General features: G+C 67.7%; 16 protein-coding genes. 4 read left to right on the top strand and 12 right to left on the bottom strand.

Going from position 1 to position 20,858, the window contains the following annotated elements; all coding sequences use genetic code 11:
• The first annotated feature begins 300 nt into the window (after nt 1-300).
• Complete coding sequence (locus tag ACP7DW_RS16670; RefSeq protein WP_426055809.1) at nt 301-1,287, top strand: magnesium and cobalt transport protein CorA; 987 nt, start codon at nt 301-303, stop codon at nt 1,285-1,287.
• 49 nt (nt 1,288-1,336) lie between these two features.
• Here ACP7DW_RS16670 and ACP7DW_RS16665 read toward each other — a convergent pair whose 3' ends face one another.
• The 5 genes from ACP7DW_RS16665 to ACP7DW_RS16645 are packed head-to-tail and all read right to left on the bottom strand — an operon-like array spanning nt 1,337 to nt 7,750.
• Nucleotides 1,337-1,879 (bottom strand): cytochrome b, encoded by a 543-nt coding sequence (locus ACP7DW_RS16665; RefSeq protein WP_426055808.1) that lies wholly within the window; start codon nt 1,877-1,879, stop codon nt 1,337-1,339.
• Nucleotides 1,880-1,928: 49 nt separating this feature from the next.
• Nucleotides 1,929-3,164: a TolC family protein gene (locus ACP7DW_RS16660; RefSeq protein WP_426055807.1), complete on the bottom strand. Its 1,236-nt coding sequence runs from the start codon at nt 3,162-3,164 to the stop codon at nt 1,929-1,931.
• The gene (locus ACP7DW_RS16655) at nt 3,161-3,487 is read right to left on the bottom strand and encodes a DUF3240 family protein (RefSeq protein WP_426055806.1); all 327 of its coding nucleotides are present in this window, start codon (nt 3,485-3,487) and stop codon (nt 3,161-3,163) included. Before ACP7DW_RS16655 ends, ACP7DW_RS16660 begins: the two co-directional genes overlap by 4 nt.
• The gene (locus ACP7DW_RS16650) at nt 3,474-6,578 is read right to left on the bottom strand and encodes an efflux RND transporter permease subunit (RefSeq protein WP_426055805.1); all 3,105 of its coding nucleotides are present in this window, start codon (nt 6,576-6,578) and stop codon (nt 3,474-3,476) included. The genes ACP7DW_RS16655 and ACP7DW_RS16650 overlap by 14 nt, the downstream gene beginning before the upstream one ends.
• The gene (locus ACP7DW_RS16645) at nt 6,578-7,750 is read right to left on the bottom strand and encodes an efflux RND transporter periplasmic adaptor subunit (RefSeq protein WP_426055804.1); all 1,173 of its coding nucleotides are present in this window, start codon (nt 7,748-7,750) and stop codon (nt 6,578-6,580) included. The genes ACP7DW_RS16650 and ACP7DW_RS16645 overlap by 1 nt, the downstream gene beginning before the upstream one ends.
• A 113-nt stretch (nt 7,751-7,863) precedes the next feature.
• On the opposite strand from ACP7DW_RS16645, the gene ACP7DW_RS16640 reads away from it, so the two are divergent.
• Genes ACP7DW_RS16640 through ACP7DW_RS16630 form a run of 3 tightly spaced genes read left to right on the top strand, consistent with a single transcriptional unit; the run spans nt 7,864 to nt 10,671 of the window.
• Nucleotides 7,864-8,568, top strand: a complete 705-nt coding sequence (locus tag ACP7DW_RS16640; protein ID WP_426055803.1) for a response regulator — start codon at nt 7,864-7,866, stop codon at nt 8,566-8,568.
• Complete coding sequence (locus ACP7DW_RS16635) at nt 8,568-9,962, top strand: ATP-binding protein (protein ID WP_426056054.1); 1,395 nt, start codon at nt 8,568-8,570, stop codon at nt 9,960-9,962. Before ACP7DW_RS16640 ends, ACP7DW_RS16635 begins: the two co-directional genes overlap by 1 nt.
• A gap of 10 nt (nt 9,963-9,972) precedes the next feature.
• Nucleotides 9,973-10,671: a VIT1/CCC1 transporter family protein gene (locus tag ACP7DW_RS16630; protein WP_426055802.1), complete on the top strand. Its 699-nt coding sequence runs from the start codon at nt 9,973-9,975 to the stop codon at nt 10,669-10,671.
• A gap of 5 nt (nt 10,672-10,676) precedes the next feature.
• Here ACP7DW_RS16630 and ACP7DW_RS16625 read toward each other — a convergent pair whose 3' ends face one another.
• From ACP7DW_RS16625 to ACP7DW_RS16595, 7 genes are all read right to left on the bottom strand, one after another.
• Nucleotides 10,677-11,522, bottom strand: coding sequence for a universal stress protein (locus tag ACP7DW_RS16625; protein WP_426055801.1), 846 nt, complete (start codon nt 11,520-11,522; stop codon nt 10,677-10,679).
• Nucleotides 11,523-11,546: 24 nt separating this feature from the next.
• Nucleotides 11,547-13,337, bottom strand: a complete 1,791-nt coding sequence (locus tag ACP7DW_RS16620; RefSeq protein WP_426055800.1) for a PHA/PHB synthase family protein — start codon at nt 13,335-13,337, stop codon at nt 11,547-11,549.
• 62 nt (nt 13,338-13,399) lie between these two features.
• A complete protein-coding gene (locus tag ACP7DW_RS16615) occupies nt 13,400-16,948 on the bottom strand; it encodes a PAS domain S-box protein (RefSeq protein ID WP_426055799.1) in 3,549 nt (1,182 codons plus the stop codon).
• Nucleotides 16,945-18,090, bottom strand: coding sequence for an FIST signal transduction protein (locus ACP7DW_RS16610; RefSeq protein ID WP_426055798.1), 1,146 nt, complete (start codon nt 18,088-18,090; stop codon nt 16,945-16,947). Before ACP7DW_RS16610 ends, ACP7DW_RS16615 begins: the two co-directional genes overlap by 4 nt.
• 14 nt (nt 18,091-18,104) lie before the next feature.
• Nucleotides 18,105-19,163: an HD domain-containing phosphohydrolase gene (locus ACP7DW_RS16605; RefSeq protein ID WP_426055797.1), complete on the bottom strand. Its 1,059-nt coding sequence runs from the start codon at nt 19,161-19,163 to the stop codon at nt 18,105-18,107.
• Nucleotides 19,164-19,214: 51 nt separating this feature from the next.
• Nucleotides 19,215-19,718, bottom strand: a complete 504-nt coding sequence (locus tag ACP7DW_RS16600; protein ID WP_426055796.1) for a chemotaxis protein CheW — start codon at nt 19,716-19,718, stop codon at nt 19,215-19,217.
• A gap of 60 nt (nt 19,719-19,778) precedes the next feature.
• Entirely contained in the window at nt 19,779-20,678 is a 900-nt protein-coding gene (locus ACP7DW_RS16595; RefSeq protein ID WP_426055795.1) for a sensor domain-containing diguanylate cyclase, read from the bottom strand.
• Nucleotides 20,679-20,858: the final 180 nt, after the last annotated feature.

The following is a 20,858-nucleotide window of genomic DNA, read 5'->3' as shown; positions in this document are numbered from 1 at the left end:
GTGGCATTTTATGTCGTTGGATGTGGCATCAGAAGCGGTACGTCAGCGTTCCGCCGTACGTGCCTTGCGCACAAGTATTGATGTTGATGTATTTCTTGTCGAGCACATTTTCCACGTTCACCTGCGCCGTCAGCTGGCGCTAAAGCTGGTTCGTGGCCGTCGCAGGTCCTTCTTGCATGCGTATGGTCCTCCTTTTGTATTGGCGCGTCCGCATGTCAATGCGCCCGTGCAGTTGGCATGGTTATCATGGTCTCCGCTATACTGGCCCCCCAATATTGCCGCCACTAGCCGAAAATCACCATGGACCTGAGTACCCACGCCGCCGTCGTCAACTGCGAAGCGTATCGCGATGGCAGGAAGATCGCCCATTTCGACATCGACAAGGTGGGCGACTTCCTCGGCGACCCCGATTGTTTCGTGTGGATAGGCCTGGCCGGTCCCGACAGCATCGCCATGCAGGCGCTGCAATCGGCGTTTGGCTTGCACGAACTGGCCGTCGAGGATGCGCAGGGGGCGCACGAGCGACCCAAGCTGGAAGAGTACGGCGATACCCTGTTCATGGTGATGCACACGGCCACGCTGGACGGCGGCGCCATCGTCTACGGCGAGACCCACGTCTTTCTCGGTCCCCGCTTCATCATCACGGTGCGCCATGGCGCCTCGGCCGGTTATGCAAAGTTGCGTGAACGCAAGGAAAGCATGCCAGAGAAACTGGCCAGCGGCCCCGGTTACGTGCTCTATTCCATCATCGACTTCATCGTCGACCAGTACCAGCCCTGTATCGACCATCTGCAGTCGCGCTTCCAGCACTACGAACTGCAATTGTTCCAGCCCAGTCTCTCCGAAGACAAGCTGCAGGATTTCTACCAGCTCAAGACGGAATTGCTCAAGCTCGACGCGGCCGTCAATCCGCTGCACGACATCTGCACCCAGCTGATCCGTTTCCATGGCGACATCGTGCCCAAGGAAAACCGCATCTATTACCGCGACATTCTCGACCACGTCAAACGCGTCACGCACACGGCGGGGCAGATGCGCGAACTGGTCAATTCGGCCATGCAGGTGGCGCTGGGGCAAATTTCGATCCGCCAGAACGAGGTGGTCAAGCGCCTGGCCGCCTGGGCCGCCATCCTGGCCGTGCCCACCATGGTCTTCAGCCTGTACGGCATGAACTTCGAATTCATGCCGGAACTGAAGTGGCGTGGCAGCTATCCGGCCGTGATCGTCGTCATCATCGCCGGCTGCTGGTGGCTGCACCGGCGCCTGAAGCGCGAGGGCTGGCTGTAGGCAGCCGGCTTGCGCGCCAGCGCTGAACAGCAGGCTGAATGGCGGTGCGCTACAGCATGCGCTGGAAGACGCCGTCCTTGTCCAGCAGCAGATGCTTGAGGCCGGCAAGGACGTGCAGGACGATCAGGGCGGCCAGGGTCCAGGCGCCCAGTTCGTGCAGTTCGAAGCATTGTTCGGCCAGCGCGTGGTCGGGCGCGAACCAGCGCGGCAGGGCCAGGCCGAAGAAGGCCACGCCGCTCTTGCTCAGCAGCGCACCGGCCAGGCCCGCAGCCGGCACCAGCAGCATGCCCGCGTACAGCAAGCCATGCCCCAGGCGTGACAGGCGCGCTTGCCAGGACGGCACCGACGGCGGCAAGTCCGCCGGCCGGTGGCCCAGGCGCCAGGCGGCGCGCGCGGCCAGCAATAGCAACAGCAGCAGGCCCAGCGATTTATGCAGATTGAAGTAGACGTCGCTGCCGGGATCGTCCTCGATTTCCATCATAGTCCAGCCCAGGGCCAGCATGGCGGGGATCAGCACGGCCATCAGCCAGTGCAGCAGGCGCGCCGGGGCGGCATAGCGCCAGCCTTGCGTTGTCAATTTCTCGGTGTTCATGGTGTTTCCTTCTCGGTCAATCGCGTGGATGAATCGTGTTGGCGCCGCATCAGTCGATGGACCAGATGGCGTGCGCGTCGAGCTGCAGGCGCGCCTGGGCCGCCAGCGCCTCGATCTGGGCCGTCTGCGCCGTCAGCGCCGCGTCGAGCGCCTGCCGCCTGCCGGCCAGCGCGTCGGCCAGCGTGCATTCGCCCGCCTGGTAGGCGCGCTGCATCAGTTCCGCCTGGCGCATGGTTTGTTGTTGTACTTCTTGTAATGTAGACCAGATTGCGTGGCTATGCACGCTGTCGCTGGCGGCACGCCGGGCCGCCAGGGCGACGCGCAGCTGCGTTTGCGCCACCCGTTCGCGCGCCATCGCGGCCTTGATGGCCGCCGCCGACCGGTCCGCCGTACGTCCGGCGCCGGGCAGGGGAAACGACAGGCTCACGCCGAACACCCGCTCCTGGCCGTCGCGCTCGCGCGCGGCGCGCAGTGCCAGCGTCGGGTCAGGCATGGCGTCGCTGGCCAGCCGGCTGGCGCGCATGGCGTACAGGTCCGCTTCCGCCTGGGCCAGCTGCAGTTCGTGGCTATCGTGCTCGATGTGCACGATGCGCTCGGTCCAGCGCGATACGCTCTCGCCATCGGCTTGCGGCAGTGGCAGCGAGTCGGCCTGCGGACGCGGCAAGCCGGGGTAGCTGATGGCCAGCAGCGTGAGCGTCTGCTCGCTGCGCTGGCGTGCCTGTTGCAGCAGGGCCAGCACGCGCCGCTGTTCCGTCTCGGCTTGCAGCAAGTCGAGCGCGGCGCCGTCGCCGGCCTGCACGCGGCGCGCGGCAATCGCTTGCAAGCGCTGCGTGACGGCCAGCTGCTCTTCCAGCCGCGCCACGCCGGCCAGGTCGCGCAGCGCGTCGAACCAGTCGCGCAGCAGGGCGCGTCCCGCCTCGTGCCAGGCGTCGCCATGCAGCGCACGCGCCACTGTCAGGCCTTGCTCGCCCAGCGCCTGGTCCTGGTCAGCCTTGCCGAACCAGCGCAGGGGCCGCTCCAGCGCCACTTCCTGTTCCAGGTAGCGTTCTGCGCCGGGCGCGGTGCGGCGGCTGGCGCCCGCGCGCACCGTCCATTCATAGGGGCCGGCGGCCAGCTTGTCGCGTTCCGCGCCGGCCAGTTGCGTATTGAGCACCCCCTGGCGCAGCGCCGGCAGGCTGGCCAGCACGCGCCGCACCTCGGCGTCGGGCGGCAGCGCGGACGGGGCGCCAGGGGCCGCCTGCGCTCCCGCCGCGAGGAGCAGCAGCACCAGGGCGCGCGCCTTCATGCCAGTCTCCCGTGGCACAGCACGGGGCTGATCCAGTAGGCGATGTCGGGCTTGGGCAGCTGCGCCGCCAGCGCCTGCACCAGCAGGCGCAAGTCGGTCTCGGCGCCGGCGACCAGGACCAGCTTGCGCCGCCCCCGTCCCCGCACCTGTTCCAGGCTGGAGGGGTAGGCGGCGCCCGGTCCCATGCCTTGCGCCTCGAGCACGGAAAAGCCGGCCGCCCAGGCCGGGTGCAGCAGCAGGAAATCGAGGACGTCCTCTTCGAGGGCTACGGGCATGGCCAGCGTCAGCATGGCGTCGCAGGGGGAACGGTCAGGGTGCTGCATGGTGGGCTCCAGTGAGGGCAATGGCAGGGACAGATGGCTGCGCCACGCCGTAGCGGCGGAACAGCAGGGGCAGCAGTACGAGGGTCAGCACGGTGGCGCTGAGCAGGCCGCCGATGACGACGATGGCCAGCGGCTTCTGGATTTCCGAGCCGGGGCCCGTGGCCAGCAACAGCGGCACCAGGCCCAGGCCGGTGATGCAGGCCGTCATCATGACGGGGCGGAATCGCCGCACGGCGCCTCGCAGCACCAGTTCGCCGATGGCCGCGCCGCGCGCATGCAGGTCGTTGAAGCAGGTGATCATCACCAGGCCATTGAGCACGGCGATGCCCATCAGCGCGATGAAACCCACCGAGGCGGGCACGGACAGGTATTCGCCCGTCAGGGCCAGCGCATATACGCCGCCCGTCAGCGCGAACGGGATGTTGACCAGCACCAGCAGGGTTTGCCGGATGCTGCGCAAGGTCGTATACAGCAGCAGGAAGATCAGCGCCAGCGCGATGGGCACGACCAGCGCCAGGCGGGCGGCGGCGCGCTGCTGGTTTTCGAACTGGCCGCCCCAGGCGACGCGGTAGCCGGGCGGCAGCGGCACTTGCCGCGCCACCAAGGCCTTCGCTTCGTCGACGAAGCCGACCAGGTCGCGCCCGCGCACATTGGCGCGCACCACCACCAGGCGCGAGGCGTTTTCGCGCTCCACCTTGACGGGGCCGTCGACCGTGCGCAGGCTGGCCACCTGGCTCAGGGCGATGGCGGGGCCATCGGCCATGGGCAGGCGCAGCTGGCCGAACAGATCGGCCGACAGCTGCAGTTGTTCGCCGCCGCGCAGCAGCAGGGGCAGCCGCTTGCCGCCTTCGATGACGATGCCCGCCTGGCGCCCTTCGATCAGGGTGCGCAAATCGCTCTGGATCTGCTCCACGGACAGGCCCAGGCGGGCGGCCGCCACGCGGTCGATATCGACTTGCAGGTATTGCACGCCCGAGTTTTGCGTCGTCAGCACATCCTCGCTGCCGGCCAGCGTGCGCAGCTGGGCCACGATGCGCGCGGCCAGCGCGCCCAGCGTCTTGCTGTCAGGGCCGTAGATCTTGACGGCCACGTCGCCGCGCACGCCGGACAGCATTTCCGAGGTGCGCATCTCGATGGGCTGGGTAAAGCTGATGTTGACGCCTGGAAAGCTCGCCGTGGCTGCCCGCAAGGCGTCGATCAGCGTTTCCTTGTTCGCGCTGTGCCACTGCGCGCGCGGCTTGAGCACGAGGAAGGAGTCCGTTTCGTTCAGGCCCATGGGATCGAGTCCCAGTTCATCGGAGCCCAGGCGCGCCACGATGCGGCGCACGTCGGGCACTTGTTCCAGGATGCGGCGCTGGATGGCCATGTCCAGGCGCGCCGACTCTTGCAGGTTGATGGACGGCAGTTTTTCGATCTGCATGATGATGTCGCCTTCGTCCAGCGTCGGCATGAACGATTTGCCCACGTGCAGGAAGACGCCGGCGGCCAGCAGCAGGGCCGCCACGGCCACGCCGCCGATCAGGCGCTCGCGGCGCAGGGCGCGCCCGAGCAGGGCCAGGTAGGCCGCTTCCATCTTCTGCACCAGGCGCGGCGTGCCCGCGTGGTGTTCGGGCAGCAGCAGCGAGGCGAGCACGGGAATGACGGTCAGCGACAGCAGCAGCGAGGCGGCCAGCGCGAAAAGGATGGTCAGCGCCACGGGGGCGAACAGCTTGCCTTCCAGGCCCTGCAGGGTCAGCAGGGGCAGGAAGACGATCATGATCACCAGCATGCCGGCGCTGACGGGCAGGGCTACCTCGCGCACGGCCCGGTAGATGCGGTGCAGGCGCGGCACGCCCGGCTGGGCGTGGGCGCCATGGGCTTCGATGTTTTCCACCACCACGACGGCCGCGTCGACCAGCATGCCGATGGCGATGGCCAGGCCGCCCAGCGACATCAGGTTGGCGCTCAGGCCATACGCCTGCATCAGCAGGAAGGTGCCCAGCGCCGCCAGCGGCAGGATGCAGGCGACCACCAGCGCCGAGCGCAGGTTGCCGAGAAAGACATATAGCAGCACGATTACCAGCACGGTCGCTTCGGCCAGCGCGCCCGTGACGCTGGCCACGGCCCGCTCCACCAGCTTGCCGCGGTCGTAGAAGGTGCTGATGGTGGTGCCCTTGGGCAGGCTGGGGCCGAGCGCGTCGAGGCGCGCGCGCACTTGCTGCACCACTTGCTGCGCATTCGCGCCGCGCATGGCCAGCACCAGCGCCTGCACGGCTTCGCCGCGCCCGTCCTGGGTGACGGCGCCATAGCGCGTCAGCTGGCCGATGCGCACCGTCGCCACCTGGCCCACGTTCACCGCCATGTCGCCGCGCCGCGCAACGCCGATGGCGCGCACGTCGGCCAGCGTGCGGATGCCCGCGTCGCTGCGGATCAGCAGCGCCTCTTCGCCGCTGCCCAGGCGGCCCGCGCCGTCGCTGCGGTTGTTCGCTTCCAGCGCCTGCTGCAGCTGGGCCAGCGACAGGCCGCGCGCGGCCAGGGCGGCCAGGTCGGGCACCACTTCGAAGCTGCGCAGCATGCCGCCGAGCGAATTGACGTCGGCCACGCCGGCGATGTTGCGCAGCTGGGGGCGGATGGTCCATTCGAGCAGCGTGCGCTTTTCCATCAGGCTCAAGGGCCCCTCGATGGTGAACATGAAGATTTCACCGAGCGGCGTGGTGATCGGCGCCAGGCCGCCGCTGACGGAGGCGGGCAAGTCCTTGAGCACGTTGGCCAGCCGTTCGCTCACCTGCTGGCGCGCCCAGAAGACATCCGTGCCTTCCTGGAAGTCCAGCGTGATGTCGGCGATCGCATATTTGGACTGCGAGCGCAGCACCGCCTGGCGCGGGATGCCCAGCAATTCCTGCTCCACCGGGGCGACGATGCGCGCCTCGACTTCTTCCGGCGTCATGCCGGGCGCCTTCAGGATCAGCTTGACCTGGGTGCCGGAGACATCGGGAAAGGCGTCGATAGGCAGCGCGCGGAACGCCTGCACGCCGGCCGCCGCCATCAGCGCGGCCAGCACCAGCACCATCAGGCGCTGCGACAGCGACAGGGCGATCAAACGGGCCAGCATCACTGGCCTCCCTGGACTGGGGCATCCGAGGCAGGCCCCAGGCCGCTCCAGCTGCCTTTCAGCGCCGCCAGGCCGCGCACGGCCACCGCGTCGCCTGGCAGCACCGCGCCGCGCACCCAGGCCATGCCGCCGCCGGCTGGCGTCGCTTGCACGGGCACTGCCGTGAAGCCCCTTGTATTGGCGACAAAGACGTACTCCTGGCGCGCCTCGCCCATGCGCCGCACCAGCGCCGCCGCCGGCACGGCCACGCCACCCGGCGTTTGCGCCGGGCGCAGCAGGCGCGCTTCGACAAAGGCATTCACCTTCAGGCATGGCTCCTGGCCCACTTGCTGCGCGCGCAGCTGCGCGCTTTGCGTGGCGGCGTCGACGACGGGAGAGATGGCCGTCACGCGCAGCCTGGCGCAGCCGTCCACCTGCAGCAGGTCGCCCACGCGCAGCAGCGGCAGTTGCGCCCGGCTCGCCTGCAACTGCACCCAGAGGGGCCCGCTGGCGGCCATGCGGGCCAGCAGCGCGCCCGCTTCGACGTGCTGCCCCGCCTCGACCGGCAAGGCCAGCACGCTGCCGCTGCGGCTGGCGCGCAGCGTCAGCAGGGGCGACAGCGTGCGTTGTTCGCGCAGGCGCCGCAGCGCCACGCCATCGAGGCCGGCGCTGCGCAGCGCCTGTTCGCGTTCGCTGGCCGCCAGCGTGGCCAGCTGCGCCGCATCGCGGCTCTCATCGAGACGGGCGCGGGCGATGATGCCGTCGCCGTACAGTCCTTCGTCGCGCGCCAGTCTGGCTTGGGCCAGGCGCGCCGCGCTGGCCTTTTCCAGGTAGGCGCGCTGCCACTCCAGCCAGCCCTGGCTGTACAGGGTCAGCAGCGGCATGCCGGCGCGCACCTGCTGCAGCGGCGTCACGTGCACCTGCTGCACCACGCCGCCCAGCAATGCGCTGGCGACGGCGCCCGAGCCGGGCGGCGCCACCACGGTGCCCGACAGGACCAGGTCGTTGCCCGCCGGCGTCCCTTCGCCAGCCAGCGTGGCGAGCGCCGGCGTGGTGGCGATGCCGGCACGGCTGATTTGTTGCGAAGTGAGCAGCAATTGCTGCGGCGCGGCGGCCGACAGCAGCGGCCAGCCGAGCAGGGCCAGTATTGGCCAGCAAGGCTGGCAGCGGTTAAGATGGGGGGAAGCGGGCATGGGAGGCAGCCGGAAGTGGACGATGGATCGATGGTCGCCAGCAGATGTTAAGAAGTTCTTAATGTCCGGCGCCTACGCTGCCAGCATGAAATTTCCCGACAGGACAGGCCACGATGCGCATATTGCTGACAGAAGACGACCCCCAGCTGGGGCGCGCCACGCAGATGGGGCTGGAGCAGGCCGGCTATGCGGTCGACTGGGTGCAGTCGGCCGAAAGCGCGCATATGGCCGTGCGCCTGCACCGCTATGGCTGTCTGTTGCTCGACCTGGCCCTGCCGGGCGAGGATGGCATGCAGGCGCTGGCGACCTTGCGCCGCGGCGGCTATGACGGGGCGATCCTGATCGTCACGGCGCGCGATCAGATCATCGACCGCGTGGCTGGTCTGGACGCGGGCGCGGACGACTTCATCGTCAAGCCTTTCGACCTCGATGAGCTGGCGGCGCGCATGCGCAGCGCCTGCCGCCGCGCGGCCGGGCGCACGCACGAAGAACTCGTGCACGGTGATATCGTCATCGACGTCGCCGCGCGCCAGGTGCGCCAGGGCGGCGTGGAGGTGCCCGTGACGGGCAAGGAGTTCAGCATCCTGCTGATGCTCGTCGAGCAGCGCGGGCGCATCCTGAGCCGCGTGCAGCTGGAAGAGGGCGTCTACAGCTGGGGCGAGGAAATCGACAGCAACGCGCTGCAGGTGCATATCCACCATTTGCGGCGCAAACTGGGCAAGGCGCTGATCCGCACGGTGCATGCGATCGGCTACAGCATCGACAAGCCCGCTACGCCGGATGCGCCCGACACGCCCGACACGCAGGCGTGTCCGTGATGCCCGCCATCGCGGGTAACGCGGGTGCATGGTCGCTGCGGCGCACGCTGCTGGCCGTGCTGCTGGGACTGACGTTCATCTTGTGGGGCTTCAGCGCCGCCATCGTGTATCTGGAAGCGGGGCGCGAAAGCCAGGAACTGTTCGACCAGTCGCTGGCCGAGACGGGCCATTTGCTGCTCTCCCTGGCCGAACACGAGGTGCAGGAGCATGGCGCGAGCACATCGCTGGTGATGCCGGTGGCGCAGAACCGCAACCACCGCCAGTATCTGCTGTTCCAGGTGTGGGATGCGCAGCAGCGATTGCTGTACAAGAACGCTGGCGCGCCGGACCGGGCGTTCGCCGCGCCGGCCGATGTCGGCTACAGCTGGCACGACAACGATGGCCGCCTGTGGCGCATCTACACGAGCTGGAATCACGACGCCCGGCTGCAGATCCAGGTGGCGGAACCGGCCAGCCACCGCCAGGAAATCAGCAGCCGCTTCGCCGTCAAGCTGCTGGCCATCGGCTTGCCGATGGCGGCCCTGGCGGCGCTGGCCATCTGGTGGAGCATCAACCGCGTGTTTCGCGCGCTGCGCCGCTCGGCCGACGAAGTGGCGCAGCGCACGCCCGACGATCTGGCCAGTGTCAGCGTGACGGGCGCGCCCGTGGAAGTGCAACCGCTGCTGCAGGCCATCAACCGCCTGTTCCTGCGCGTGCGCCAGACGCGCGAGCAGGAGCAGCGCTTCACGGCCGATGCCGCGCATGAATTGCGCACGCCGCTGGCGGCCATCAAGACCAATCTGCAGGTGCTGCAGCGCGCGCGCAGCGATGCCGAGCGCAAGGAATCCGTGATGGGCCTGGGCCTGAGCGTGGACCGCGCCACGCGCCTGGTGGGGCAGTTGCTGACCCTGTCCCGGCTCGACCCGCAGTCGCAGCCGCCGCCCGATCTGCCCGTAATGGACCTGGCCGCCGTGCTGGCCGAACAGCTGCCCGCCTGGATGGCGCAGGCGCAGCGCCAGGATCTGCTGCTGCGGGCCGACCTGGCCACTGCGCCATGCCGTTTGCAGCTCGACCATGTGCTGATCCTGGCGCGCAACCTGATGGACAATGCCATGCGCTACACCCCGGCCGGCGGCACGCTGGTGCTGGCCTGCCGTAGCGAGGCCGACGGCGTGCTGCTGCGCGTGAGCGACACGGGGCCTGGCATCGCCGAGCCCTTGCGCGAGCGCGTGTTCGAACGTTTTTTCCGCGCCGCCGGCGCGCACCAGCCAGGCAGCGGCCTGGGCTTGTCGATCGTGCGGCGCATCGCCGAGACGCATGGCGCCAGCGTGCAGCTGGCCGCCGGGCCGGACGGCGCGGGCCTGGTGGTGACGGTGCGCTTTCCCGCGCCCGCCGACGCGCCCATGCATACATAAAGGAGCGAATATGCCATTGCGACACCGCGAGTTTCACCGGATGGACAACGTGGGCTGGCTGCGTGCCGCCGTGCTGGGCGCCAATGACGGCATCGTCTCGACGGCCAGTCTGGTGCTGGGCGTGGTGGCGGCGCACGCCACGCACGACAGCATTCTGGTGGCCGGCGTGGCAGGCCTGGTGGCGGGCGCCATGTCGATGGCCACGGGCGAATATGTCTCGGTGCAGTCGCAGGCCGATACGGAACAGGCGGCGCTCGAGCGCGAGGGCGGCGAGCTGCTCGACGATCCCAACGGGGAGCTGCACGAGCTGACGCACATTTATGTGGCGCGCGGCCTGGAACCGGCGCTGGCCGCGCAGGTGGCCAGGGCCCTGACGGCGCACGATGCGATCGGCGCGCATGCGCGCGATGAGCTGGGCATCACCGAGAGCATGCGCGCGCGCCCGCTGCAGGCGGCGCTGGCTTCGGCGCTCAGCTTTGCCGTCGGCGCGGCGTTGCCGCTGCTGGTGGTGCTGCTGGCGCCGCTGTCCATGCTGGCGCCGGCCATCGTCGTGGCGTCGCTGCTATCGCTTGCCTTGCTCGGTGGCCTGGCCGCCAGGGTCGGCGGCGCGCGCGTGGGCCGCGGCGTGCTGCGCGTGGTGTTCTGGAGCGCGCTGTCGATGGCGGCGGCATCGTGCATCGGGGCGCTGTTCGGCGCCCCGGCAGCCTGACGCCGTCAGTGCGACACCAGCACCGGCAAGGTCATGTCCTGCAGCACCGTGCGCGTGACGCCGCCCAGCAGCGCTTCGCGCAGGCGCATGTGGCCGTAGCAGCCCATCACGATCAGGTCGCACTGGCGCTGCGTCGCCATGGCCAGCAGGGCCGCGCCCACGTCCTGGCCGTGCGGCGTGTCGTGCTGCAGCACTTCGACGTTGACGCCGTGGCGCGCCAGGTACAGGGCCAGGTCGGCACCCGGCTGCTCGCCGTGCGCGGCCGGCTGGGCGTGCGAATTGACGACGGCCAGGGTCACCTGCCGCGCGCGTTGCAGCAGCGGCAGCGCATCGGTGATGGCGCGCAGCGCTTCGGCGCTGCCGTTCCAGGCCAGCAGCGGGTGCTGCGGGGCGCCCGCTAGCGCGGCCGACGGCGCGTGCGGCACCATCAGCACGGGCCGGCCGCAATGCAGCATCAGGTATTCGGGCGTGCCGGCGATGACGCGCGAGGGCGTGTCCTGCGCGTCCGTCTGGCCGAGGATCAGCAAGTCGCAATAGCGCGCCTGCAGCAGCAGCGCGCCTTGCGCATCGTCGTCGACGAAGCGCGTTTCGTAGGTGCCCAGGCCTTCTTCGAGGGCGATGCGCTCGAAGTCGTGCAGCGCCTCGCTGGCCTGGCTGCGCAGCGCCTGCATCTGCGCCGGCGCAAACTGCAGCGCGTTGACGCCGCCGCCATACGCATAGCGCGAGATGCCGCTCATGGCCGAACCGATCAGGTGCGCGCCTTGGGCGACGGCCAGGCGCACGGCCAGGCGGATGCGCTGGGCGCAGTGGCGGGAATTGTCGACGTGGACCAGCAGGGTAGTGTAGGGCATGGTGTTTTCCTCGGTTGTCGGTTGTCAGGTCTGCAGTACGTAGCTGCCCGGCGCGTCGCCCAAGGCAGCCCCCATGGCCGGCGGCGCCACTTGCGCGCCCGCGCGCTCTGCCAGCCAGGCTTGCCAGGCGGGCCACCATGAACCATCGTGGTGCGGCACGTCGCGCTGCCAGCTGTCCGCGTCGACATACGCCTCGTCGTGGCGGTGCGTGGCCAGCTGGTAGCTGCGGCCCGGCTGGCCCGGCGGCGACACGACGCCCGCGTTGTGGCCGCCCGAGGTGAGCAGGAAGGTGACGTCCGTGTCCGTGAGCAACTGCAGCTTGTACACGGAGCGCCACGGCGCCACGTGATCCGTCAGGGTGCCGACGGCAAAGATGGGCGCGTGGATGTCGGGCAGGGCGATGTGGCGGCCCGCCGTGCGGTAGCGGCCTTCGGCCAGGTCGTTGTGCAGGAACAAACGGCGCAGGTATTCCGAATGCATGCGGCAGGGCATGCGTGTGGCGTCCCCGTTCCAGGCCATCAGGTCGCTGCCCTGGTCATCGAGGCCGAGCAGGTAATGGCGCAGCCGGCGCGACCAGATCAAGTCATTCGAGCGCAGCAGCTGGAAGGCGCCCGCCATCTGTTTCGTGTCGAGGTAGCCCTGTTTCCACATGGCCGCTTCCAGGAAGCTGACCTGGCTCTCGTCGATGAACAGCGACAGTTCGCCCGGCTCCTTGAAATCGACTTGCGAGGCCAGCATGGTGAGGCTGGCCAGGCGCGCATCGCCGTCGCGCGCCATGCTGGCGGCGGCAATCGCCAGCAGGGTGCCGCCCAGACAGTAGCCGGCCGCGTGCACCTGCGGCGCGCCCGTGATGCGGACAACGGCGTCGAGCGCGTCCATCACGCCCAGCTGGCGGTAGTCTTCCAGCGACAGCTCGCGGTCTTCGTCCTGCGGGTTTTTCCAGGAAATCATGAATACCGTGTGGCCCTGGCCCACCAGGTAGCGCACCAGCGAATTGTGCGGCGACAGGTCGAGAATATAGAACTTCATGATCCAGGCAGGCACGAACAGCAGCGGCGTGGCATGCACCTGGGCCGTCGTGGGGGCGTATTGGAGCAGTTCGATCAAGTCATTGCGGTAGACCACCTTGCCCGGCGTGACGGCCATGTTCCGTCCCACCTTGAACGCCGCTTCGCCGGGTGCGGCACGCCCCATGGCGGCGCGCTGCCAGTCCTCGACCGCGTGGACCATGCCGTGCGCCAGGCTGGCGCCGCCGCTTTCCAGGGTCGCTTGCTGCACCACGGGATTGGTCAGCATGAAGTTCGACGGCGCCAGCATGTCGAGCCACTGGCGCACGGTAAACGTGACGACATCCTCGTGGTGCGGCGAGACGCCGCGCACGCCGGTGGTGGCGCGGTGCCACCATTGCTGCTGCAGCAGGAAGCCCTGGTAGACGAGGTTGTACGGCCAACGCTGCCAGGCCGGGTCCTCGAAGCGCCGGTCCTGCGGCAGCGGCGCGATGCAGGGCGCCGCGGAGGGCGCACCCGGCAGCGCCGATTGCACGGCGTACTGCTGCCAGCGGCCGATCTTCTTCCACGCTTCCTGCAGCAGGGCTTGCTGCTTCGAGGGCGCCAGCGCCAGGTGGCTGAGCCAGTCGGCATACGCGTTGCCCAGCGCGGCCGGCGAAATGCCGCCCGTGAACTTGCCCAGCCAGGCGTTCAGCAGCAGGTCCAGGGTGGCGCCTTCCGGCGCGCTTTCCGGGTAGTCGTGCGCCGGCACGCCTTGCCAGGCGCTGCCCAGGCGCTCATGTTCCACTTGTTGCGTCGCATTGCTCATCCAGGGCTCCTGTCATTTTTTTACAGGATAGCAAGAGCTTGTTCAAAAAATTATGATCTACATCAAGTTTGTCCGGATGCGTGCAGCATGTCGCACGTCGCCTGGATGGCCGCGCCCGTTTCCTGCAGGAACAGCCGCGACTGTTCCTCCAGCGCAGCGAGGCGCGCCAGCAAGGCCTCCTGCGGCGCCTGTGCCGCCTCGCGCTCGATGGCTGCGGCGATGGCGACGGCGGGGATGGCATGGAAGTTGGCCAGCAAGCCGGCCAGGGTATGTGCCTGCCGGCTTGCGGTGGGCCGGTCGTCCGCCTGCAGGGCTGCGCGCAAGGCGGCCAGCTGCTCCGGCAAGCCGGCCAGGAAGGAGGCGCCGATGATGGCGATCACGTCGGCATCGGCGTTGGCCAGCGCGGCGCCGTAGTCGAAGGGTGGCGCGCTGCCGGTGGCCAGCACTGCCACTTGCGACGCCATGGCGGGCGGCAGCGGCAGCTTGCTGATTTGCAATACATGCTGCTCGATCAGGCTCTGAAAGGCGGCGGTGCGGAAAGGCTTGGACAGGTAATCGTCCATGCCGCCGGCGATGCAGCGTTCGCGGTCGCCTTCGAAGGCGCTGGCCGTCATGGCGATGATGATGCTTTTCGGCATGCCTTGCGCTTCGCGCTGGCGTATCTGCGCGGTGGCTTCGAAACCGCCCATTTCCGGCATTTGCAAGTCCATCAGGATCATGTCGAAGTGGCCGGCGGCATGACGCTCGAGCGCTTCGTGGCCGTTCGCCGCATGCGTGACCCGGTGCCCCGCATTCGACAGCAGCACGGTGGCCAGTTCGCGGTTCATGGCGTTGTCCTCGACCAGCAGGACGTCCAGGCCAGGCATGCTTTCCCGCACGGCATGGCGCGTCACCACGGGTGTGGCGCCGGGCATGCCGCGGCAGGTGCCCAGCACGCTCATGGTGACGGCCAGCAATTCCTCGGGGCTGGCCGGCTTGAGCAGATAGCCGTCGATGCCCAGTTCGCGGCAGCGCGCCGCGTCACCCAGGCTGCCGCTCGACGACAGCATGACGATGGGCACCTGGCTCCAGTGGGGCAGGGCGGCCAGCGCCGAGGCCGTGTCGAAGCCATTCATGCCGGGCATGGCAAAGTCCATGATGATGCAGTCGGCCGGCAGGGCGCTGCGGCAGTGTTCCAGCGCCGCCTCGCCCGACTCGCAGGCGGTGACGCTGGCACCGCTGTGCTCGAAGATCTTGCGCAGGATGGTCAGGCTGCTGGAATTGTCGTCGACCAGCAGGATCGCCCGCGCCGCCAGCGAGGCGCCCGGCGGCGGCAGGCAAGGCTGATGCTCGGCGATGGGCAGGGCCAGGTCGACGCTGAAGCTGCTGCCCTTGCCCAGTTCGCTCGACAGGCTGATGCTGCCGCCCATCATGCCCACCAGGCGGCGCGTGATCGACAGGCCCAGTCCCGTGCCGCCGAAGCGCCGCGTGGTCGAACCGTCTTCCTGCTGGAAGGCGTCGAAGACGGCCTCCTGCATGTCGGCGGCGATGCCGATGCCGGTGTCGCGCACGCACAGCTGCAGCTGGGCCATGCCATCGCCGCTGGCGCGCAGCCGGGCACTGACAGTGACCTCGCCGCGCGGCGTGAACTTGATGGCGTTGCCCGCCAGGTTGGTGAGGATCTGGCGCAGCCGGCCAGGGTCGCCGAGCAAGGTGTGCGGCAGCGCGGGATCGATGTCGAGCACCAGTTCCAGGCCGCTGGACTGGGCCCGCATGGCGAGTGCGCGCATGGTTTCCTGCATCAGATGGCGCAGTTTGAAAGGGATGCTTTCCAGGGTCAGCATGCCCGCCTCGATCTTCGAGAAATCGAGGATGTCGTTGATAATGCACAGCAGGGCGTCGGCCGAAGCCTTGACGATTTCCAGGTATTTGCGCTGGTGGACGTCGAGTTCGGAGTCGAGCACCAGGTCCGTCATGCCCAGGATGCCGTTCATCGGCGTGCGGATCTCGTGGCTCATGTTGGCCAGGAATTCGCTCTTCGAGCGGCTGGCCGATTCGGCCACTTCCTTGGCCAGCAGCAGCGCCCGTTCAGCCGCCTTTTGGCTGGAAATGTCGACGATGGTGCCGACCAGACCGTGCAGGCTGCCATCGGACTTCAGCAGGGCGGCCTTGCTGAACAGCACATCGACCTGGCGCGCGCCGACGCTCAGCCGCTCTTCATACGTCTGGTTGCCGCGCTCCTGCAGCAGTTCCAGGTCGCGCTGCAGCACTTGCTGGGCCTCCTGCTGCGGCAGGATGTCGGCTACCGTCTTGCCCAGGATGTCCGCCTGCGTGCGCTGGAAGAAGGCGCAATAGGCGCGGTTGGCGCGCAGGTAGCGGCCCTGTACATCCTTCAGGTACAAAGGGATAGGAATGGTTTCGATCAGCGCGTCGACAAAGTTGAGGTTGTGCCGCAGCTCGCGTGCCGCCAGGCGCCGCTCCGTGATGTCGGTCAGGCTGCCGGTGATGCCGGTCAGGCGGTCCTGGCCATCGCGTTCGGCGCGCGCGCACACGTCGACCCAGCGCACGTCGCCGTCGCGGGTCACGTAGCGCGCTTCATGGCGCATGCTGTCCACCTGGCCACTCAGCAGCTGGGACAGGCCGGCGGCCGCGCGCTCGCGGTCGCGCGCATCGATGAATTGCAGCACATGCTTGCCCAGGCTGTCGGCGGCGCCGAAGCCGGTGATGGTGTGCCAGGCGGGGTTCAGGAAGGTCCAGGCGCCGTTCAGGTCGGTGCGGAAGACCACTTCATGGAGGCTGTTGACGACGTTGCGGTATTCGCGCTCGCTTTTCGCGATGGTCTCGGCCATGCGTTTGCTGTCGCTGATTTCCGTGCGGATGGCGATGTACTGATAGGGTTTGCCGGCCGCGTCGAGGAAGGGCACGATGGTGGCGTCGACCCAGTATTGCCCGCCATCCTTGGCGTGGTTGCAGATTTCGCCATGCCAGACCTGGCCCGTGGTGATGGTTTGCCACATCTGCGCAAAGTAGGCGTCAGGATGCGTGTGCGAATTGATCAGGCGGTGCGTCTTGCCGATCAGTTCTTCGCGCGCGAATCCGCTGATGGCGCAGAACTTGTCGTTGACGTAAATGATGACGCCGGCCGTGTCGGTGATGCTGACAATGGCATGCTGGTCCATCGCAAAGCGCTGGTTCTGCAGCTCAATGCGGCGCAATTCCTGCTGCGATATCAGCTCGGCCAGCAGCACCGAGAGGCCCTCGATATCGCCTTCCTGCGGCAGATGCTGCCCGGAATCGTCGTTGTCGAGCAGGCGCACGGCCGCCACGCGCAACGATTGCAGGACGCGGTTGCGGCTGGCCAGTTCCGTGCGCAGCAGGGCATTGGTCATGCTCAGTTCTGTCGAACTCAGTTCCAGGCTGCGCGAGCGCAAGTCCAGGTCGCGTTCGGCCTGTTCGTAGCTGCCGTCGATGCGCAGCAGCAGGGCCGGCAGGCCGGCCAGGAAGGCGGCCAGTTCGGGCGGCGTGCCCGCTTGCGCCGCCAATGCCTGGGCCTGTTCCAGCAAGGCGATGCAGGCGCTTTCCGAGTCGATATCGCAGACGCGGCTCAATTGGCGTGCCAGGGTGCGGTTCATGTTTCGCTCAGCACAGTCACGGTCATCGTCTGGTTATGCAGCTGGCATGCGCCATGCGGCTGCGTGATGCCGATTTCGCCGTTCGAGTAAAAACCGGCGATACAGGTGGCGCCGCTGCCCAGCACCTCGGCCACCGCTTCGACCTCTTCCTCGACCCGGTCGCCCATGGCCAGCTTGCGCCCCACGCAGCTGACCAGCAGGGCCAGCTGGTCGCCCAGCGTATCGGCGTGGAGCGCGACACCGCGCGCGGCCATTTCGGCCCCGTCGATCAGCCGGTTGGTACTGGAATGCATCAGTTTCAGGTAGCCGTCGGCGAGGATGTCGCCGGCCAGGGTCAGCGAACCCTGTTCTTCATCGACGGCGAGGATGGTGCGAAACACATTGCTTTTTTCATGCGCCGCCGAGAGCATTTCAAACGGAAACAGCAGCCCCGAGCCGGGCAGGTCGCGCGCATGGTCGCCCAGGTACAGTTTGTAGATGTCCAGCGCGCGCGCACCATCGAGGCCATACAGCACGTTGTCGACGCAGCGCGTCACCTTGCGCGCGGGGCCGAACGCTTCCCAGCCCGCATGGCTGCCGTAGCCGAGGCGGATATGCTCGCCGTACAGGCCGACGGCGACGATGGCATTGTCGGCCGCGCCGCGCGGACCCAGGGTCCAGGTCTGGCGGAAGGCGCCGCCGTCGGCGGCCAGCCCGCCCGAGATGGTGACGCCCGGGGGCAGATGCGCCTGCAGGCCGGCAATCAGGGCGCTGCCGTTGATGGCCACGCCCGTGCCTAGCATGAAGACCGCCGTCAGGCCGTCCTGCGGCAGCGCTTGCGCCAGGCGCCCGCCCGCCTCATGCGAGTCCGCCATGTCGCAGATGATGGCGTCGGCAATCGCCACCGCCGTGTGCGCGAAGCCGATGGCGGTGATGACGCAGCTGCCGTCGTAGACGCGTTTGCCGGCGATCTCGCCGGCCGTGGAACAGCCGGCGATCACGGCGCCGGGCAGTTGGCGGCGCAGCGCCGCCGTCAGTTCGGGGGTGGAAAAATAGGCGCAGGCGCCAAACACCAGCACCAGCTGCGGCTGCATGGCGGCCAGGGGCGCCAGTGCGGCATCGATGTCGACACGGTTTTTCAGGATCAGTTGTTGCACGCGCATGGCAGGGTCCTCGCTTACAGTGGGTGGGCAGGGTGCTGGATGGGGTCGGGCAGGCTGTTGCGGATATCGAGCACCTCGTCCCAGGCACCCAGGAAGGCGTCGATACAGTCCGGGCAGAAATGGCTGCCTTTGTTCTGTTGCAGGAACAGGCGCGCCTGTTCCACGGGCCAGGCCGGCTTGTACGGGCGTTCCGACGTGAGCGCGTCGAAGACATCGGCCACGGCGACGATGCGCGCCGACAGCGGTATCTGTTCGCCCGCCAGGCCGCCCGGATAGCCGCTGCCATCGTATTTTTCGTGGTGGCCGCGGGCGATTTCCTCGGCCAGCTGGATCAGTGGGGCATCGCTGCCGGCGAGGATCTTGCCACCGATTTCCGCATGCTGGCGCATGATGGCCATTTCCTCGGGGTCCAGCCGGCCCGGCTTGAGCAGGATATGGTCGGGCGTGGCCAGCTTGCCCACGTCGTGCATCGGTGCCGCCTTGAGCAGCAGTTCCTGCCAGTGCGCATCCATGCCCAGTTTCCCGGCGATCAGGGCCGAATAGCGCGCCATGCGCATGATGTGGGCGCCCGTTTCGGGGTCGCGGAATTCGGCCGCCCGCGCCAGGCGCGTGACCAGTTCCATCTCGCGCGCCGTGACGTTGGCGATGGCCTGGCGCACTTCATGCTCGAGCAGCTTGGCGCGGTCGGCCAGCAAGGTTTGCGCCAAGCGCAGGGCCAGCAGATTGCGCACGCGCAGGCAAAATTCGATGGTGTCGACGGGCTTGGTGAGAAACTCCGTGACACCGAGCGAAAAGGCCTGCTTGCGCACGGCGCGGTCGTTCTCGGTGGTGACCATGATGATGGGGATGTCGGCCATGCCCCGCATTTTGCGGAAGATGCTGAGAAATTCGTTGCCCGACAGGCTGGGCATCCGGTAGTCGAGCAGGACCAGGTCCGGCACATGCGACTCGCACCAGTACAACGCATCGATGGGGTCGTTCATGCAGACGGGCTCGATGCTGCTGGCCTTGCGCGCCAGGGTCGATAGCAGGTTCAGGTTGGTGTCGTTGTCATCGACGATCAGGATGCTCATGGTGTCTCCGGAAGTTGGCGGTCAGGTTGCGGACGCGATGGCGATGGCGCCTCAGGCAGCCAGTTTGCCCGTGGCTTGCACGCCCAGGCCCGCCAGCAGACTGTTCATGTCGAGCACGATCAGCATGCGTTCGTCCAGGCTGCCGATGGCCGTGACGTGGCTGGCCATCGCCGAGCCATGCAGCTGTGGCGGGGGCTTGAGCTGCGCCGGTGCCAGCGGCACCACATCGGCCACGCGGTCGACCACGATGCCGGTGGCGCCATGCGCGAAGATGAGGATGATCACCACGGTCGAGGCGTCGTACGCTGGCTCGGCCTGGCCCAGTGCGATGCGCAGGTCGATCAGCGGCACGATGCTGCCGCGCAGGTGGATGAAGCCCTTGAGAAAGGCGGGCGCATTGGCCATACGGGTCACGGCGCCGTAGCCGCGGATTTCCTGCACCAGGCCGATGTCGATGGCGTACTCCTCATTGCCCAGTCCAAAGACCAGCAATTCCCGCGCGCCCGCTTGCGCCGGCTGGCTCGCTGTCGCGGCATGTGTCGTGGTGATTTCCATGTGTTTGCTCCTGTCAGGTGATGCGTGATGCATGAAACTGCGAGGGCTACCGGCTGCTGCTCAAATCTGCTCGGTGCGGTTGCGGCCATTGCTCTTGGCCTGGTACAGCGCGGCGTCGGCTTGCATGAAACAGGCTTTCCAGTCGCCGTTGTTGGGCAGCGGCGCCAGGCCGATGCTGATCGTCGCCGTGATGGGCGTGTGCTTGAAGTCGACGCACGTTGCTGCCACGGCAAGGCGGATGCGTTCGGCCACCTTGTACGCCATCGTCATGTCCGTACGGGGGAACAGCAAGCCGAATTCCTCGCCGCCCACGCGGGCGACAACATCGGATGCCCGTGCCTGGGACTGCAGCGCGGCCGCGATGGCTTGCAGCACGGCGTCGCCGGCGGCGTGGCCATGCCGGTCATTGACCTTCTTGAAGAAGTCGATGTCGGCGATGCCGATGGTCATCGCACTGCCCGCGCGACTGGCCCGCGCGGCCGAACGCACGGCTTCGATCTCGAAGGCGCGGCGGTTCGGCAGATGGGTCAGGGGGTCGCTCAGCGCGATGCGCTGCAACTGCTGCCAGCGGGCCGCATTCTGCTGTTCGATGGCGCGTTCGTGGCGTTGATCGATGAAAAAGGCGCCCAGGTAGTTTTCGTCGTCCAGCTTGCCCAGGTCCACGGCCTTGAACACGATGGGCAGCAGCGTGCCATCGTGGTGGCGTATGGCGAAATGGCGCTTGTGCCCGAGTACCGTGGACTCCCTGTCGCCGGCCAGATAGGCGCCGATCCGTGCGCCATGCTGCTTGCGCACCGAGTCGGGCAGCAGCGCCTCGATCTGCTGGCCCGACAGGCTGCCCGGGGCATAACCGCTCAGCGCATACATGGCGTCGTTCGCATAGCGGATGCGTGAGCCCGCATCGATGATGACGGCGGCGTCGGCGGCGTCGAGCAGACGCAAGGCCAGTATTTGGTTCATGTGCTTGTCCCCTACAAAGAAGGCAGAGATGCCGGGCGATCGAAGCAAAGAGCGCTGCTGTATCGCCTTGATATTTCCTTAAGAATCATCATACACCAAATAAAAATGATTTCAACAAATATTATGATTTTCATGATTTATTTGGTTTTTTAAGCACAGGGATATTCAGGTCTTGACGGA

Source organism: Janthinobacterium sp. PSRC1-1 (assembly GCF_049897525.1).
Taxonomy (GTDB): Bacteria; Pseudomonadota; Gammaproteobacteria; order Burkholderiales; family Burkholderiaceae_D; genus Janthinobacterium; species Janthinobacterium tructae.
The sequence above is the reverse complement of the archived record's forward strand: the minus strand, read 5'-3'. Positions and strand labels throughout refer to the sequence as shown.